General features: G+C 40.0%; 15 protein-coding genes and 1 tRNA gene. 6 read left to right on the top strand and 10 right to left on the bottom strand.

Annotation, left to right across the window (positions count from 1 at the left end):
• Positions 1-189: 189 nt before the first annotated feature.
• The 3 genes from J500_RS03010 to J500_RS03000 all read right to left on the bottom strand — a co-directional run bounded on the left by J500_RS03010 (position 190) and on the right by J500_RS03000 (position 4812).
• Positions 190-1887, bottom strand: coding sequence for an ATP-binding cassette domain-containing protein (locus J500_RS03010; RefSeq protein ID WP_004994441.1), 1698 nt, complete (start codon positions 1885-1887; stop codon positions 190-192).
• A gap of 147 nt (positions 1888-2034) precedes the next feature.
• A complete protein-coding gene (locus tag J500_RS03005; protein ID WP_034698106.1) occupies positions 2035-3453 on the bottom strand; it encodes an NAD(P)/FAD-dependent oxidoreductase in 1419 nt (472 codons plus the stop codon).
• A 30-nt stretch (positions 3454-3483) separates the two neighbouring features.
• Complete coding sequence (locus tag J500_RS03000; RefSeq protein ID WP_034698103.1) at positions 3484-4812, bottom strand: APC family permease; 1329 nt, start codon at positions 4810-4812, stop codon at positions 3484-3486.
• Between the two features lie 99 nt (positions 4813-4911).
• Here J500_RS03000 and J500_RS02995 point away from each other — a divergent pair, with 99 nt between their 5' ends.
• Positions 4912-5271 carry a helix-turn-helix domain-containing protein gene (locus J500_RS02995; RefSeq protein ID WP_004991869.1) on the top strand — a complete coding sequence of 120 codons (360 nt, stop codon included), beginning with the start codon at positions 4912-4914 and terminating at the stop codon, positions 5269-5271.
• A gap of 321 nt (positions 5272-5592) precedes the next feature.
• Here J500_RS02995 and J500_RS02990 read toward each other — a convergent pair whose 3' ends face one another.
• The 3 genes from J500_RS02990 to J500_RS02980 are packed head-to-tail and all read right to left on the bottom strand — an operon-like array spanning position 5593 to position 7613.
• Positions 5593-5988, bottom strand: a complete 396-nt coding sequence (locus tag J500_RS02990; RefSeq protein ID WP_004994447.1) for a DUF4870 family protein — start codon at positions 5986-5988, stop codon at positions 5593-5595.
• Between the two features lie 32 nt (positions 5989-6020).
• Positions 6021-6650, bottom strand: a complete 630-nt coding sequence (locus J500_RS02985; protein ID WP_034698098.1) for a DUF1294 domain-containing protein — start codon at positions 6648-6650, stop codon at positions 6021-6023.
• Between the two features lie 12 nt (positions 6651-6662).
• Positions 6663-7613 carry a homoserine kinase gene (locus J500_RS02980; protein ID WP_034698096.1) on the bottom strand — a complete coding sequence of 317 codons (951 nt, stop codon included), beginning with the start codon at positions 7611-7613 and terminating at the stop codon, positions 6663-6665.
• Between the two features lie 113 nt (positions 7614-7726).
• Here J500_RS02980 and hisF point away from each other — a divergent pair, with 113 nt between their 5' ends.
• Positions 7727-8485, top strand: coding sequence for an imidazole glycerol phosphate synthase subunit HisF (hisF, locus tag J500_RS02975; RefSeq protein WP_005001040.1), 759 nt, complete (start codon positions 7727-7729; stop codon positions 8483-8485).
• Between the two features lie 63 nt (positions 8486-8548).
• Here hisF and J500_RS02970 read toward each other — a convergent pair whose 3' ends face one another.
• Positions 8549-9196 (bottom strand): sterol desaturase family protein, encoded by a 648-nt coding sequence (locus J500_RS02970; protein ID WP_034698093.1) that lies wholly within the window; start codon positions 9194-9196, stop codon positions 8549-8551.
• Positions 9197-9301: 105 nt separating this feature from the next.
• Between J500_RS02970 and J500_RS02965 the strand changes: the two genes are divergently transcribed.
• Both J500_RS02965 and aqpZ read left to right on the top strand, forming a co-directional pair.
• Entirely contained in the window at positions 9302-10303 is a 1002-nt protein-coding gene (locus tag J500_RS02965) for an AraC family transcriptional regulator (protein ID WP_034698090.1), read from the top strand.
• Positions 10304-10443: 140 nt separating this feature from the next.
• A complete protein-coding gene (gene aqpZ, locus J500_RS02960; protein WP_034698087.1) occupies positions 10444-11133 on the top strand; it encodes an aquaporin Z in 690 nt (229 codons plus the stop codon).
• A gap of 50 nt (positions 11134-11183) precedes the next feature.
• On the opposite strand, the gene J500_RS02955 is transcribed toward aqpZ, so the two are convergent.
• Together J500_RS02955 and J500_RS02950 are read right to left on the bottom strand one after the other, a co-directional pair.
• A complete protein-coding gene (locus J500_RS02955; protein WP_034698085.1) occupies positions 11184-11426 on the bottom strand; it encodes a hypothetical protein in 243 nt (80 codons plus the stop codon).
• A 69-nt stretch (positions 11427-11495) separates the two neighbouring features.
• Complete coding sequence (locus J500_RS02950; RefSeq protein ID WP_201686714.1) at positions 11496-12569, bottom strand: DNA/RNA non-specific endonuclease; 1074 nt, start codon at positions 12567-12569, stop codon at positions 11496-11498.
• 259 nt (positions 12570-12828) lie between these two features.
• Here J500_RS02950 and J500_RS02945 point away from each other — a divergent pair, with 259 nt between their 5' ends.
• Entirely contained in the window at positions 12829-13266 is a 438-nt protein-coding gene (locus tag J500_RS02945) for a hypothetical protein (protein WP_004994468.1), read from the top strand.
• Between the two features lie 68 nt (positions 13267-13334).
• Here the strand turns inward: J500_RS02945 and J500_RS02940 are convergent, their stop codons facing one another.
• Positions 13335-15215: a potassium transporter Kup gene (locus J500_RS02940; RefSeq protein ID WP_004991903.1), complete on the bottom strand. Its 1881-nt coding sequence runs from the start codon at positions 15213-15215 to the stop codon at positions 13335-13337.
• A gap of 123 nt (positions 15216-15338) precedes the next feature.
• On the opposite strand from J500_RS02940, the gene J500_RS02935 reads away from it, so the two are divergent.
• A tRNA-Ser gene (locus J500_RS02935) sits at positions 15339-15428 on the top strand.
• Positions 15429-15718 lie beyond the last annotated feature (290 nt).

Below are 15718 nucleotides of genomic sequence, written 5' to 3'. Positions count from 1 at the left end.
TTTAGCAGTCAATGATTAAAAATAATATTCAACTAATTGTTATATATTGATTTTATAAAAATATAGCAGAAATAATGAAGTCTAAATTACAAAATAATCTGAATGGTTTACTTGATCTGACATTTTTTTAGTATCTTAATCAAATTTCTCATGGATCACACTTGATCATCATGCCTTGTTTTCAGTGGACTAGTTAAACTGCTGATCTAAATCAATCACGTCATCCATTAAATCAATACATTGCTGCGAATGTGAAACTATAATCAGGGATTTCACCTGTTTTTTTAGTAACTCTATTATTTCCAGTGCGGTAGTGATATCTAATGCTGAGGTTGGCTCATCTAAAATCAATAATTGCGGTTGCCTTAAAACTCCACGTAAAATACTTATTCGCTGTTTTTCACCTCCTGAAAAATTTTTATATACATCTCCCATATCATCATTTAATGTTATTTTGTTCTTTTCAAGAATTGAGTTTAATTTAAATTTTTCCAGCCATTTTATCAACTCAGCATCTGTATAATCATAAGGGCTATTATAAACTAGATTGTCTTTTAAACTGCCAGAAAAAATAACAGCATGCTGTCCGACAAAACTGACTTGATTAAAAATTTCTTCAGAAAAATTCTCCGAAATATCCAAATTCTGATAATAAAGTCGCCCAGATTTAATCTTTGACACCCCAATTAAATAATTGATAAGGGAAGTTTTTCCGCGACCTGTCTGGCCTACAATCGCATAATGAGTATCAGCCATTAGCTGTAAATTAAAATGCTGTATCTCATGTTTACCCAAGTTCAGTGTGGCATCCTCAAATTGATATAAAACAGAAGTGCTAGACGCTGTTGATGTCCAAGGCTGATAATGGTCACGCGTTAAATCAAAATATTGTCGATAAGTCTTTAGCGCTACAATATTGCCATTTACCCGCATCAGGCTTTGCGAGACCATTAAAAAAGGCAAAGTCAACTGAATAATATAGGTACTAATCAGGACAAAATCGCCTGAACTAATTTGCTGATGCTGGGAAATATAGGCGGTGTAAAACATAAATCCGAGTAAAAATAGAAAAATTAAAAGAACCTGCATCATCATTAACCCACCAATACGAAGATTGGTATTTTTGACGATAACTGCATAGCTCGATAAACTTTGTTTTAAACGATTCTGTTCATAAACTTGTGAGTGTTTAATTTTAATTTCATAGCTTTGAGATACTTTCTCTAAAATAGCTGTATTGATTAAATTACGTCCCTGATAAATTTCATTAAAATAACCACTACTTTTTTTACTAATTAATATAGAAACAATAAAAATCAGGAGGGCCGTCCCCACAAAACATGCACTAAACACGATATTAATCGTTTTAAATAACACCGCAAAAATAAATAAAAGTTGAAATACAATCGGCCCTAATAACATAAAAAAAGCAAAAGTCATTTCGCTCATCGCCGATGCGCCACGTTGCAAGTCGGTCAGGAAGACGCCTATTTCCGTTTGATCTTGATGTTGTTTTTGCAGGGCTAAAAAGTTTTCGACGCCAGAATACATCAGTGCCGTCTCAAAGTTTACCGACATGATCATGCTAAATAAATTTTGACACCATGATAGCAATTGCGACATGAGCCATGCTGCCGCATAAGCCAGCACCAATAAATAGAGTTTTTCTATACTAAATAAATGAGCAATTTCAATATGATGGTTTTGTTCAACCTGATCGACAAGTAACTTCATGAGATAGGGAAACAACGTCCCAAATATCGCAACGAAGACCACCAGTAAAAACATCAGGATAAAATCTAGTTTCAGGCGTGAATATCGCTGCATCGCAAGTTGACAGGCAAAGCGATAATTCTTTATCCATTCAAAACGTTTCAGTACATTCATAAAGATAGCGAGTGATTATTTTCAATTCATTCTGCATATAAATGAACACAACAAGCTTGCATCAGGCAGCACTTGATAGCCTGATGATATTCATAGATCAGGCAATACATTTTAGTACATATTGCCTGAGTTAAGCCTGTTTTGAGACTAAAATGATACCATTTTGCCTGGATTCATCGCAGCACCAACGCCATAAAATCCTTTTGCCATGGGAATAACTAAAGGTGCCAAAGCTCTGCCCCATAGAATATCTTGATGCTGAATCTGAGTCAGCATCTCAAAGTCATCTGACTGCCCACAAAAATCATCTGCAATGGCTTTGCCAATGCGGACAGTTTGTGCTACACCATGACCGCTCCAGCCATGTACAGCATAGACAGGAAATTTATCCCCTGATTTACGGCTATCAGTTGCACCGTTGACGGTCAAATCAGTTGTGCCACTCCAGACAAAATCGAGTTCGACCTGTTCTAATTGTGGAAACACATGCAATATGCGACCTTTCAAATATTGTGCTGTTTTCTCAGCATTCCAGCAAGTTCCTGTGCCTTGTCCACCAAAAAGGAGTCGATTATTGGAAACTCCACGGTAATAATCAATTTGAAATTGGGTGTCATATACCGGATGATCCTGTGGCAATAATTGCTTTAATTCAATATTCAGCGGCGCGGTGGTACAGACATAGGTATAAAATGGAATGGTGGTTTGATTTTTTTGTTCCAGCAATTTAAAAGACGCATGATGCACGGCCAATACCACACTTTTTCGCGCTTTAATGCAGCCTGTAGTGGTCTGAACATAAATCCCGTCCTCCCGTTCCTGTATCGAGACCACTTCGGTATGTTCATACACTTTCCCACCTTGCTGACAAAATCCATAAATCTGCCCACGATTGAGCGCTAAAGGATGAATATGTCCGCCTAAGCGATCAACTAATCCCCCAAAATAACGATCGGACTTCACATATTCATAGAGTTCATGTTTACCCACCACCTGCGTATGGTTTTCACCCAGATATTTTCGGGCATCTGCTCCTTGTGTCAGTGCAACCAAATGTCCTTCATGAACTGCGGCGGTAATATGCCCATGTTTACGTGCCGCATCAATTTGATAACGCGCCAAAATCGAATCAATCAACTGCATAGCTTCAGTTGAAGTAAACTGCCATAACTTTTTGGCATCAGCATGACTGAGCTGCTCAATCATTTCTTCTGCCTCCCAACGCGCAAGACCGGGCGTAAGTTGCCCGCCATTACGTCCTGAAGCACCACTCCCTATCCGATTTTTCTCAACCAAAACGGTGTCAACGCCTTGTTCAGCCAGATGTAGTGCCGTAGATGCACCGAGCAACCCTCCACCAATGACCAAGACATCACATTCAAGATCAGTTTGTAAACTTTCAAATTGATGCCAATCTGCCAGAGAACTTTCATAATAATTGGCAGCATGCTCGATATGCCCATGTTGTGGAGCAATCCAGTTCCACTCTTTCTCACTTGTCATAGCTTGGCTAACTTTAAATTCGACATCATTCAACAGCACAGGTTTCATTAACAGATTTTTCATTTGTTCAACTCACTTTCATTCCAATATTTATTAAGCATTGCTCATGACAACACTTTGCTTTCTCAATTTTTTATAGATAAAAATAGCAATTCCCAGACTGAGCCAAACACAACCAAAATGCAGTGTGGCAGCATCAAGGTTAAACCACAGACAGACAATGGCCGCGACAGAGAAGATCGGAAGCACAAGATTTTTAAAAATATTGTTCCAGCCTTTGTTCTCTACTTTCTTGATGTAAAAATGCATAAAGACCGAGAAATTAACTGCAGTAAACGCAATGAGCGCACCGAAGCTAATCAGACTGACCACCGTTGCCAAATCCAGCAACATGGCAGTCATGGAAATCGCCCCAATAACCAAAACGGAATACAGTGGTGTACCGAGTCTGGCATTAAAGCTGCCAAAAATCTTTTTGTAGAAAATACCGTCTTTACCCATAATATGAATCAATCGCGCGGCACTGGCGTGGGTTGCCAAACCTGAAGCCACCGTATTCATAATCTGCCCGCATAAAAAGATCGCCTGAAATAATGCTCCGCCCACATACAACACAATCTCTGGCAAAGCCTCACTTGGATGCTTAAAACGTGTGTTATCTGGGAAATACAACTGAATAAACCATGAAGCACTGATGAAAATAACACCACCAGCTAGCGTAGTTAAAATCACCGCTTGGGGAATCACTTTTTTTGGTTGCTCGGTTTCCTGTGACAATGTCGTGACTGCATCGAAACCAAGAAAAGAAAAGCATAAAATTGATGCGCCTGCGATCAATGGAAGCAGTTGAGGATCTCCATTCCAAAGTGGGGTAAGCGTAAGCACATGTTCATAGCCATCGGTTGTCCCAATTCCTTTAATCACCAGATAAATAAATACCAACATTAGCACAATCGGTGCAAAAACAAACAATAAGCTCAAGTTCGCCAAAATCTGGATGCGAAAACAATTCACCAATGTGACCAAAGCTGCTGCCAGCATCACCCAGAACCAATAGGGCATCGCAGGAATCAAGGCATGTAAATAAATCCCTGCCAATAAAGCATTAATCAACGGCAAGAGAAGATAATCCAGTAAGGCACACCATCCCACAAAGAAACCTGCGGTTGCCCCACAACTTTCAGCAGTATAGCTATAGGCCGAACCAGGTCGTTCTGAACAACGACTAAATCTTGCATAGCTAATCGCAGTCAATAACATGGCCACCAGCGCCAATAAATAAGCCAAGGGTACTCGTCCGTCTGTAGTTTCAGAAACGATGCCAAAAGTATCAAACACCGTCATAGGTGTCATATAAGCGATGCCGACAATGACCACTTGCCACAAGCTCAACTTTTTGGTTGGAAATTGCTCATTTTCCATTTTATTGTAACTCGCAATAAAATAATGTTCAGTGATTATTCTTTTGCAACAACTATGCCATATAATAAAAAAATTATTTTGAACCAATCTGAGAATAAAATGCCACGCTACTCGATTGAAACGCGTAAAGCCGCGATTGCAGCCTACAAAAAAACTGACTATAAGCTCGCTGTCTGTAAAGAATTCAACATCTCCAGAGTCACACTGGATGCATGGATTAAACTTGAAGAAGAGACAGGAAGTTTGAACCCAAAACCCACCAAAAAACGTGGTGCACCCGCACATATTAAAGATTGGGATGCATTCCAAGCATTTGTAAAAAATACAAAATTTCAAAATATTAGTGATTTAATTCCCTTATTTGAACAGGAGTTTGGCTATTCAGTTTCCTATGCAGTCTTGGTTCGCGCAATCCATGTTTTGGGTCTACGTCGTCGTAAAGGTCGCTTCTATGGTTAGAACAAATACAAAATTTAGCGACAAAAAAACAGAGCTTTTTTGTAAGTTTAAAATATTAAAAATGTAAATTTAATTTATTAAAAAAGTAAAATATTTAAATTAAAAAAGTAAATTTAAATAAATAAAAATGTAATGTTTAAATATTAAAAAAGTAAATATATAAAAATTAAAAGGTAAATTTTATAAATAAAAAATGTTTAGTTATTATTAACACTGTTTTCAAAATAGCGCAGCAAAGTGAGCAAGCATTGTTCAAATCGCACTATTATTAGGCAAAAAAAGAGAAGCAATTCGCTTCTCTAGACCATGACAAATTCTAAACTATTGATACATGGCTTTATTATCATTTAAGGCGATTAGGCCACGTATTGCACGATAGACAATCCAGATCCAAGCAGCGCCAATCACGACTACGCAGAAAGTACTCGCAGATAAGGCGACACCTGCAAACAAGTTATCATTATCACCAGTAAAAAATAAAAAGAAGAACGGTACAAAAGCAATGATGTTCCAGAACAAATACCACCAAAATGTGCGAATTTGCCAAGTAAAGTGACTAGCAAGCCATGTCCCTTCAACATCACGACGTTTTACGTAATTAATGATGAGGGCCACGATTGCTAACAGCCCTGCACTAAAAATAGCGGCAATGTATAAAATATAAAGAACCAGCGTTAAGGTTTTATTGGATTGCAATTGTTCTAAAGAATTGTTCATAGAGACACCTTTGGATTTATTGTATTGATCCTCTAACGTAGTACTACATTTAACGGAGAAATCAGCCAGATTAATAAAAGTATATTTAACACTATGGTACAAAAATAAATTTTCCTAAAGGGTTGTTTTTGTGTTTTATGTCGCAATTTTTGTTGCGCTAACCCTGCCGCAGGCCAACCGCCCAAAAAAGAAATAATATGCAGGGTTTGTTCAGGCACACGCCGATTTCCCAGTTGCGCGGCTTCTTTATCTTGCGCATAGAGCCAATAACTCAAGACATTCATCAGTGCAATAAAGATAAAACTATAAGCAGGTAATAGATGTATAAAGCTGAGAAGGGCAACAATGACAATATAAACCACTGCTGCAATTTGCATCGGTTTAAGTGAAGATGTACGAGCGGTGGAAACTGAACGTTTCTTATTTGCAGCTAAAGCACGAGTTTGTGCCGCCTTTAAATAAATCACCTGCTTGGCACGATAGCGTCCTCGCTCATCCAAAATCACCAGATATTCGAGCGCGCAGCCGACGATTGGTCGTGGTCCAGAACGGGCAAAATCCTTGATATGTAAAAAAACACGGTCTTTATCCGCATCATTAGGTTGAATAAAACCGTACCCTTTTTCATCGAACCATTCAATTAATCGTCCCTGATCACGCATCATGGTTTTCCCTTAATCTGTTAAAGCGGCTAAACGATTTTGCAATAATTGTCGCATTTCTAAAGGATTTTTTTGCAAAATATCCTCACTCTCTCGCACTTCCTGCGCATTACGCTGCGCGACTTGCAATCGTAATAACCAAAATCGACAAGCAGCCATCGCCAAATAAACTCTCAAACAGGCTTGTTCATCTGAAGTCAGTGTACGAACCGTTTGATAGCCTTCGATAAATGCATTCAATTGATCCGAATTAAGTTGTACTGTCGGATGTTCGGTACAAAAATCATTGATCGCAATGGCAATATCAAATAATAGATCATCCTGATTCATTTCAGAAAAATCTAAAATCCCCTGTAATTGATCTCCCTCAAACAGAGTGTTATCTCGGAATAAGTCGGAATGAATCCAACCCTGTGGCAAATCACAATGTCGCTCACGCTGTTGATTAAACAAGCGATAAACATGATCTAATAATTCTAGATCATCTTGACTCATATAGGCTTTAAGCTGATCCGCAACACTTGTCCAATAAGTGTGATTTCGATAACTTTGACGTTCAAATTGAACATTCTGTAAGGCTAAATGTAACTGTGCCTGTGCTTGACCAATCGCAAATATTTGCTTCAGGGTTGGTGGAATGGGATGCTTTCCCGCAATTCTTGGAGCAATTTGAGCAGGTTTATCGGCAATAATATGAATAAATTGTTCCGCATAACTTAAAGGTACAGCAACAGGAATATCTTGCTGACCTAGATATTGTAATACTGGCGGCAATTCATTTGCGCCTTGCAAATCCAGTTCTTCAAACACCGTCAACACGTATTGTTGATGATCCTGCGTCACTAAAAAATAATTGGTGTTTTCAATTCCTCCCTGAATGGGAATCAAGTCCATCACCTCTAATCCATAAGGCGAAGCAAATGCTTGAACTTGTTCTAAACTCAACGGCGTATAAACCGACATAGAAAACCTGCGTGCAACAATTATAAGTTTGATAGAATAGCGCTACAGTTTACCAAGATTCTGCTCTGTCTCGTGAACTTTATTGATTTTGACCAATATCGCTGGATGTCACCATGCTTGCAAAACGTATTATTCCCTGCCTTGATGTCGATAATGGCCGTGTCGTCAAAGGCGTTCAATTTTTAGATATTCGTGATGCAGGTGATCCTGTTGAAGTGGCGCGCCGCTACAATGAGCAAGGCGCCGATGAAATCACGTTTCTGGATATTACCGCAACGCATCATGGGCGCGACACCACTTATCGTACTGTAGAGCGTATGGCAGAAAGCGTATTTGTGCCATTAACCGTCGGTGGCGGTGTGCGTAAAGTCGAAGATATTCGTGCGTTGCTCAATGCAGGTGCAGATAAAGTCAGTATCAACTCTGCGGCGGTGTTCAATCCTGAGTTTGTACAGGAAGCCTCTCAACGTTTTGGCGCACAATGTATCGTAGTCGCGATTGATGCCAAAAAAACAGGCGAAAACAAATGGGAAATTTTTACCCACGGTGGCCGCAAGCCGACGGGTATTGATGCGCTTGAATGGTCGGTCAAAATGGCAGAATATGGCGCTGGCGAATTATTAGTGACCAGTATGGATGCAGATGGGACTAAAGCAGGTTATGACATTGCCCTGATGCGTGCGATTAATGATCGAGTTTCAATTCCCACCATTGCGTCTGGTGGTGTTGGAAATTTACAGCACATGGCAGATGGTATTTTACAAGGTGGCGCAGATGCCGTTCTGGCGGCCAGTATTTTCCACTTTGGACAATATACCATTCCTGAAGCCAAAACATTTTTAGCGGAACAAGGCATTGAAATGCGCCTCTAACTTCTAACGCATCTCTTGAAATAATATAAGGGCAGTTCAGTTTGGCTTAACTGCCCTTTATTTTTAAGCGACGGAAGTTTGCGTTTGCATCTCTTCTGCGGTCGTAGCCTCTAGCAATTTTGGCTTTTGTTCAATGTATTGAGCTGGAAAAAAGCGCTCAATGGCGGTGGTCAACTTTTCAGACCATTTTTGAGGTAATCCTAAACCTAAAGGATTGGCCTCTTTTAAATCCGCAGATGAAACAACTCGTGTTCCCAAAATATAATCAAACCATGGCCGAGTCACGCCCCAATTTGCATCCTGATTTGAGTTCATGTGATGATCATAATGCCAGGGAACACGGCGTTTTGCCCAGTCAGGTTCAAGATGGGAACGACGGTGTACATAAAAATAATTGCCTGCACTATAGCAAAATGCCAACGCCATACCTTTTGAAAATGGATAGGCAGCCGCACTTGAAACAATAGCGACTACAGCTAAGGCACCAAGTTCATTACGAGTACGCCAGTGATGCAATCCTTCCACATAGCATTCGTCATGAAACTCAGTTTTGCGCACTTCGCGATGATGCGCCCAATGTGACTCCATTTGCTTTGGTGTGGGGCTAAAACGTGGCTGACCTTTTCGATGTACACCATGTAATAAATACTTGTGTGCTACCCATTCAAAGCCATTGGCTAAGACTAAACCGGCTACAAAACCTTTTATCATTTTAAATAATCCTCCCTTTTGACTTGAATATAAGAATTTTTCTATGCTATGTATTGACTCATTTTTATCATTCATTGACAAAACACGACAAAAGAGCACTAAAGGATGGCTTTAATAAAAAATTATGCGGGATCAGTCTATGGAGGGCTGGGACATTTATTAAAATTATATTGTGAATCACAACATCTTGTTGTTCCGCCTAAGCTGCTTGAAATTCAAAATCTGGAACGTTTCGATTATGTGATCTGGCGTGATTTGCTGGAACAAATTCAAGAGTTACAACCGCAAACGGGTCTGGGGCTACGTATCGCAAAATATGTACAACCCAAGCACTTGGGTATTTTGGCCTATCTGGCATTATCCTGTGAAAGTCTAGGTGAAGCACTTCATCGTTATCAGGATTTTCATCGACTGGTTTATGATGGCAGTCCCTTAAAAGTTGAGTTCGTATCGCCTTATTTTTCAATCCGCTGGGAAGAGCCCGAACTGCATCCGACTCAACTGACTGATGAAATCGCGATTGCTTTAATGGTTGAATTTTTACAACAGTTTATGTGTAAAGAACAAATTCAGTTACACGAAATACATTTCATCAATCCTCCCCCTAAAGATGCGCAAGTTTACGAACGCTATTTTCATTGCCGAGTACGCTTTTCTCAAGCCAAGACACAAATCCTCATTCCGATAAGTGAAGCTAATAAAGTGATTGGTAATGCAGACCATACCCTACAACAATTATTGATGCGCCAAGCACAAGAACTATTACAAGAATTACCTCATTCCAATCAACTGGATCAGCGTTTACAACAAGCCATTTTGAAAGGCTTACAAAAGAACGAATATCAAATTGATCAGATCGCAACACAATTGGGCTTATCGGTACGTCAATTACAACGTCATTTACAACAACAAAATATGACTTTTCAGCAACGAACCCAACAAATCCGCTATATGCTGGCGCTTGAGTATTTAAAAGATCCTCATTTGAGCTTACAGGAAATCGCATTATTGCTCTGTTATTCAGAACAAAGTGCTTTTCAACGTGCGTTTAAACAATGGAGTGGACTGACACCACAACAATGGCGACAGCAGTACGTTCATCATTAAATTAAAATAAGACATGAAATAAAAAAATTTATCTTCTTGGTTAAATTCTCAGATAGAGATAAAAATAAGACTATGATCGCACAAATATTAACCACAGTAAGCGATTTATAAGTTCAACAACAAAAGTAAGAGAAAACAAAATGCATAAATATTTAGCAGAGTTCTTAGGTACATTCTGGCTGGTTTTCGGTGGTTGTGGCAGTGCAGTATTGGCCGCCGCATTCCCTGAACTGGGTATTGGCTTTCTAGGTGTTTCATTTGCCTTCGGATTAACTGTATTAACAGGTGCTTATGCCTTTGGGCATATTTCTGGTGCGCATTTTAATCCAGCGGTAAGTGTTGGCATGTGGGTTGGTGGGCGCTTAGATGGCAAGGAGGTGATTCCTTATATTGTTTCACAGGTCATTGGTGCGGCTGTTTCGGCGTTTGTGCTGTATATCATCGTACAGGGACAAGCAGGCTTTTCAGGTACAGGTGGTTTCGCCACTAATGGTTATGCTGAGTTATCACCGAATCATTTCTCATTAGGGTCTGCATTCTTAATTGAAGTCGTACTTACCGCTTTCTTCCTGATCATTATTTTACTATCGACACATCGAAATGCGCCTGCGGGTTTTGCACCTATCGCCATTGGTTTAACTTTGACTGTCATTCACTTGATCAGTATTCCAGTCACCAATACCTCTGTAAATCCTGCACGTAGTACAGGAGTTGCTCTTTTTGCCGAAACCGCTGCTTTAAGCCAATTATGGTTATTCTGGGTTGCTCCCATTTTAGGTGCGATTGTGGGCGCGTTCATCTATAAAGTGGTGATCAAAGAAAAAGACTAGGATTTAGATGCCACAAAAAACAGTCTTTTTAAAGGCTGTTTTTTTCTTCGTTATAAAAACGGATTATCAATCTCTTGTTCAGTTTTGGTCTGAATTTTCTCGGGAAGCGGCTGTTTCTCAAGTTCAGTCACCATTGCATTCACCAATGCCTGTAATTGTTTTGCCAGTTGTAAGCCATGTTGATCTTTGGTGATTTGCAAATTGCCATATAAACTCACACAATCGACCTGATTTTCGAGTGTTAAGTCCTCAATACTGGATGATTCATTTCCATTCTCAAACGGTTTAAACATTTATTTAAGGCTCTTTGTTATTTTCTATCATTTGAAATTAACCTATTTTGTAATTTCTGCACGATTGATTTATCTCAAAATTTGTAAAAAATAATGCAACAGTGCATCGACCAATTGTTTGATCATCGCTTGTTTGGTGTCTTCATCAATCCCTTGGGCTTCAATAGGTACCGCTTGCTGTTTTTGCTGAGTAAATTGTTTCTGCACGGCGGTCAGGGTTTGCTGCTCAACATCTTCCGCGCACTGGCTTTCACCATCCCAATGTAAATAGCTCAATGCTTTTTGTGCTTTGACAGCATTGGCACTGAGGGGAAGTTGGTAAACATTTCGTTTTTGTTCTTCGGTTAATTGTGGAAACACGTTCATTCCAAGCTTTTCTTCAAGATAGCATACGCTGACTACCCTAACCTGTAATGAATTATCGTTCGGCGCATAATATGCACCAATTGCCCCTGTTTTTGGCAAATAAATGATCTTATATACTGCGCTTGGAACGATCACTCCCCGTCCAATCGTTTTTAATTTTTTTCCTTCAAAGACTGGTCCTGTCACCACATAAACGTCCTGTTTCTGCTTCGTCACCAATGCACGGGTGGCTTCTTCAAGTTCACGCCAAACTTGTTGATTATTTTTAGGCGCTTGCGGCACCATATTAGCCAGTGAAAAACTATCGTATTGTGCTGTGGTATTGCCCATATCGCCATTTGGTGCCATGTGTCCACGGTCATAACCCGAACCACGATAATCGCTTAATAAAGCCCGATGCATCTCTGGAATTCGGGTTTCTTCATGAAAGTTATCTTCGCGCTTAATTCGATTACTTAAACGTTGTGGAGTCAATTTTTCTGCTACCCAAAGCGGTGTTTTTGAAACACCTGAATACATGACATTAAAGTCATGAAAACACAGGGCATAACTATTTTTTTGTAGACTATCTTTTGCTAAAACTGGAGGAATATCGCGATAAAACTGACTGAGACAAGCGCTATTATTTGAAATCGGACTTATCCATTGTGAAACTTTACCCTCACCAAAAGCAATCACAAAACTGCCTGCCGCAACTGAGCCCAAAAAAAATTTACCAATATGTTGTTTGATCCAAGAGAAATCTGAACTTGCTCGGGTCTTTCTTCGTGCCACAATCTTCTACATCAAATCAAGAGTCTAAGTAAAAGCTTAACAATTCAAGTTTTCACTGTATATTCAGTCAGATCTCATTTGATTAAAGCAACAGCACAATTTGCTTAATAAATGATCTATGCGCGTAACAGTTTGTCGTTTTATTTTTATCTTTGACCATGTGATTGGTCATGTTTCGTATATTTAATTGAAACAACAAGAATGGCTATGCGAAGGTAGGCTCACGATGAACATGAAAAATGATTAAATTTAGGAGTCTCTTATGCGCACTCAATTCATTGCTGTAGCCTTCGTAACAGCCTCATTGAGTATGACTGCTTTCGCAGAACAACCTGTTCAGGCGGGCGAAACTCTAGAAAGTTTATCCAAAGCCAAAGTGACGACAACGGTAAATGGGCAACCTGGTTCGCTTGAAGAGTTAGTCAATAGCGGCAAAGTTCAGCTTATTTCTGCTCAATCTAATCCAGTGCAAACTCAGCCCCTGAACTCACAAGACGTTCAGGCTGTCACACCGCATCAAAGTGAAATGGCAGACCCTGCTGCTACACCAGCCCCATCCATCGATCCAAATGCACCAGCGCAAGCAATGCCTGAATCTACTCAACCAGAAGCACCTGCAATGCAAGCAGCGCCAGCAGATGTGCAGGATCAAAATATCAATGCAACTCCTGAGCAAATCTCAGCGCCAGTGACTCAATAACTGCTCGCTATCCAATAAAAAAACCAGAGTCATTGTGACTCTGGTTTTTTTGTTTCATCAATTTGGATTTAAATTTCAATCTGGCTACCCAGTTCTACCACACGGTTAGGTGGAATCTGATAAAAATCGCTGACAGGACTGGTATTTCGTTGCATCGAAATAAACAGTTTTTCACGCCACGGCGACATGCCATCTCCAACGGTATGAATCAATCGATCACGTGAAATGAAAAAGCTGATCTGCATCATATCGAAATCAAAGCCCCATTCATCATAAGCCTGTTCGAGTGCCTGAGGAATATTGGGCTGATCTTTGAAACCGTAATACATAAAGATACGATAAAAATGATCATTCAATTTTTCAAATTTAATTCGATCCTGCTGCGCCACATAGGGAATATCCCGCGTATATACGGTCACCATGACATTACGCTCATGTAACACTTTATTGTGCTTGATATTATGTAGCATCGCATGTGGCACAATATTTGGATTACCTGTCAGGAATATCGCTTCGCCTGGCACAAAATGCGTTTCATTACTCGAACCAATACTCTGGATAAACAGGCTCATTGGCAATGCATCTGTTTCCAGACGATGATAGACAATTTCACGACCACGTTTCCAGGTCATCAAAATCGTAAATACCACAATACCAATGACAATTGGCACCCAACCGCCTGCCAAAATCTTGAGCGAAGTAGATGCCACAAAAATACCGTCCAAGGCTAAAAATGGAATCGCAAACATCGCCACTTTCCACCACGGCCATTTCCACGCGCCATAAGCCAATACAGAAATCAAAATCGTGACACACAGCATGGTCATAGTAACCGCCACACCATAAGCACTGGCCAGATTACTGCTGCTTTCAAATAAAATAATTAAAATAAAAACTGAAATGTAAAGTACCCAATTAATAAAAGGCACATAGATTTGCCCCTGCTCGACATCAGAGGTGTGAATCACACTTAAACGCGGTAAATAACGCAATTGAATGGCCTGATTGACCATTGAAAATACGCCAGTAATCACCGCTTGCGATGCAATTACCGCAGCAGCTGTAGCCAAACCAATCATCGGGTATAAAGCCCATTCGGGTACCAATAAATAGAATGGATTTGAAACTGCTGCTGGATCACGCAGTAGCAATGCACCTTGACCTGCATAATTAAGTAATAAACACGGACAAACAATAATAAACCATGCCAACCGAATAGGCAGACGACCAAAATGCCCCATATCTGCATATAGTGCTTCGCCACCAGTCATGGTCAAAACCACAGAACCCATCGCAATAAAGGCAATAAAAGGTTGGTGAATCGCAAACTCAATGGCCCATAAAGGATTTACGAACAAGAGAATATGCGGTGTCTGAATAATGCTCCATAGCCCCAATAAGCCAATCGAAATAAACCAGACGAGTGTGATTGGACCAAAAAATTTCCCCATAGTCGCCGTACCATGTCGCTGTACCACAAAGAGTGCAGTCAAAATTCCTAGACCAATCGGCATCAGCCACTTATCAAATGCAGGCGTAGCAATACTCAAACCTTCAATCGCAGAGAGTACTGAAATTGCAGGGGTAATGATGCCATCTCCAAAAAATAGCGAAGCCCCGACAAAACCCAAAGCAATGAGACACATTTTCTGATTTGGAGTGAGTTCTTTTATTCTCAGTAATAATGCCAAAAGTGACATGATACCGCCTTCGCCATTATTGTCTGCACGCATCACAATGGTGACGTATTTAAAACTAATTGATAAGGTGATACACCAAAAAATCAGGGAGAGAATACCAAATACTGTCGCCTCGGAAATCGTGACATGCGCACTGGTAAAGGTTTGTGCAAATGCATAGAGTGGACTGGTTCCAATATCACCAAATACCACACCTAACGCTGCTAGCGTAATCGCGGGCAATGCGGCTTTTTTTGCAGGACTTTGCATACTCAATCTTCAATATTTGAACAGTATTTTTGCGCCATATTAACATTAAGTTATTTTTTTTTCTGCAAATCAATTGTTTTAAGCTTGGCAGCATGTCTTTTTTTAGCTATTATCGCTCGGCTTGGTGAGGTGTCCGAGTGGCTGAAGGAGCACGCCTGGAAAGTGTGTATACGTTTACGCGTATCGAGGGTTCGAATCCCTCTCTCACCGCCAAGATGAGTACTAACAACATCCAATGTTGTCCTAAAAAGCTTGAATTTAAAGGATTCAGGCTTTTTTGTGTCTAATCAACTCCTAGGACCTCTCAACTAATCTCCCACAATTTTAACATTTGGGCATTCAGCAAAATGAAGTGCAACGTTTATATCAATTAGAACTTCCTAGTGAAATTGAGATTACCACTCCTTTTTTTACGATCTTAAGGCAACATCAAATTAAAAGTTAAAGTCATAAAAACTAATGCCGAATTTCCCACTTGCATTAACTCTAAGATTGGGTGCTTA

The sequence above is a fragment of the Acinetobacter sp. 479375 genome, from assembly GCF_000581715.1.
GTDB classification, from domain to species: Bacteria; Pseudomonadota; Gammaproteobacteria; order Pseudomonadales; family Moraxellaceae; genus Acinetobacter; species Acinetobacter ursingii.
The sequence above is the reverse complement of the archived record's forward strand: the minus strand, read 5'-3'. Positions and strand labels throughout refer to the sequence as shown.

Excerpts from the sequence above, each read along its gene's own strand:
- J500_RS03010 (WP_004994441.1), bottom strand. The coding sequence starts at position 1,887 with ATGAATGTACTGAAACGTTTTGAATGGATAAAGAATTATCGCTTTGCC.
- J500_RS03005 (WP_034698106.1), bottom strand. The coding sequence starts at position 3,453 with ATGAAAAATCTGTTAATGAAACCTGTGCTGTTGAATGATGTCGAATTT.
- J500_RS03000 (WP_034698103.1), bottom strand. The coding sequence starts at position 4,812 with ATGGAAAATGAGCAATTTCCAACCAAAAAGTTGAGCTTGTGGCAAGTG.
- J500_RS02995 (WP_004991869.1), top strand. The coding sequence starts at position 4,912 with ATGCCACGCTACTCGATTGAAACGCGTAAAGCCGCGATTGCAGCCTAC.
- J500_RS02990 (WP_004994447.1), bottom strand. The coding sequence starts at position 5,988 with ATGAACAATTCTTTAGAACAATTGCAATCCAATAAAACCTTAACGCTG.
- J500_RS02985 (WP_034698098.1), bottom strand. The coding sequence starts at position 6,650 with ATGCGTGATCAGGGACGATTAATTGAATGGTTCGATGAAAAAGGGTAC.
- J500_RS02980 (WP_034698096.1), bottom strand. The coding sequence starts at position 7,613 with ATGTCGGTTTATACGCCGTTGAGTTTAGAACAAGTTCAAGCATTTGCT.
- hisF (WP_005001040.1), top strand. The coding sequence starts at position 7,727 with ATGCTTGCAAAACGTATTATTCCCTGCCTTGATGTCGATAATGGCCGT.
- J500_RS02970 (WP_034698093.1), bottom strand. The coding sequence starts at position 9,196 with ATGATAAAAGGTTTTGTAGCCGGTTTAGTCTTAGCCAATGGCTTTGAA.
- J500_RS02965 (WP_034698090.1), top strand. The coding sequence starts at position 9,302 with ATGGCTTTAATAAAAAATTATGCGGGATCAGTCTATGGAGGGCTGGGA.
- aqpZ (WP_034698087.1), top strand. The coding sequence starts at position 10,444 with ATGCATAAATATTTAGCAGAGTTCTTAGGTACATTCTGGCTGGTTTTC.
- J500_RS02955 (WP_034698085.1), bottom strand. The coding sequence starts at position 11,426 with ATGTTTAAACCGTTTGAGAATGGAAATGAATCATCCAGTATTGAGGAC.
- J500_RS02945 (WP_004994468.1), top strand. The coding sequence starts at position 12,829 with ATGCGCACTCAATTCATTGCTGTAGCCTTCGTAACAGCCTCATTGAGT.
- J500_RS02940 (WP_004991903.1), bottom strand. The coding sequence starts at position 15,215 with ATGCAAAGTCCTGCAAAAAAAGCCGCATTGCCCGCGATTACGCTAGCA.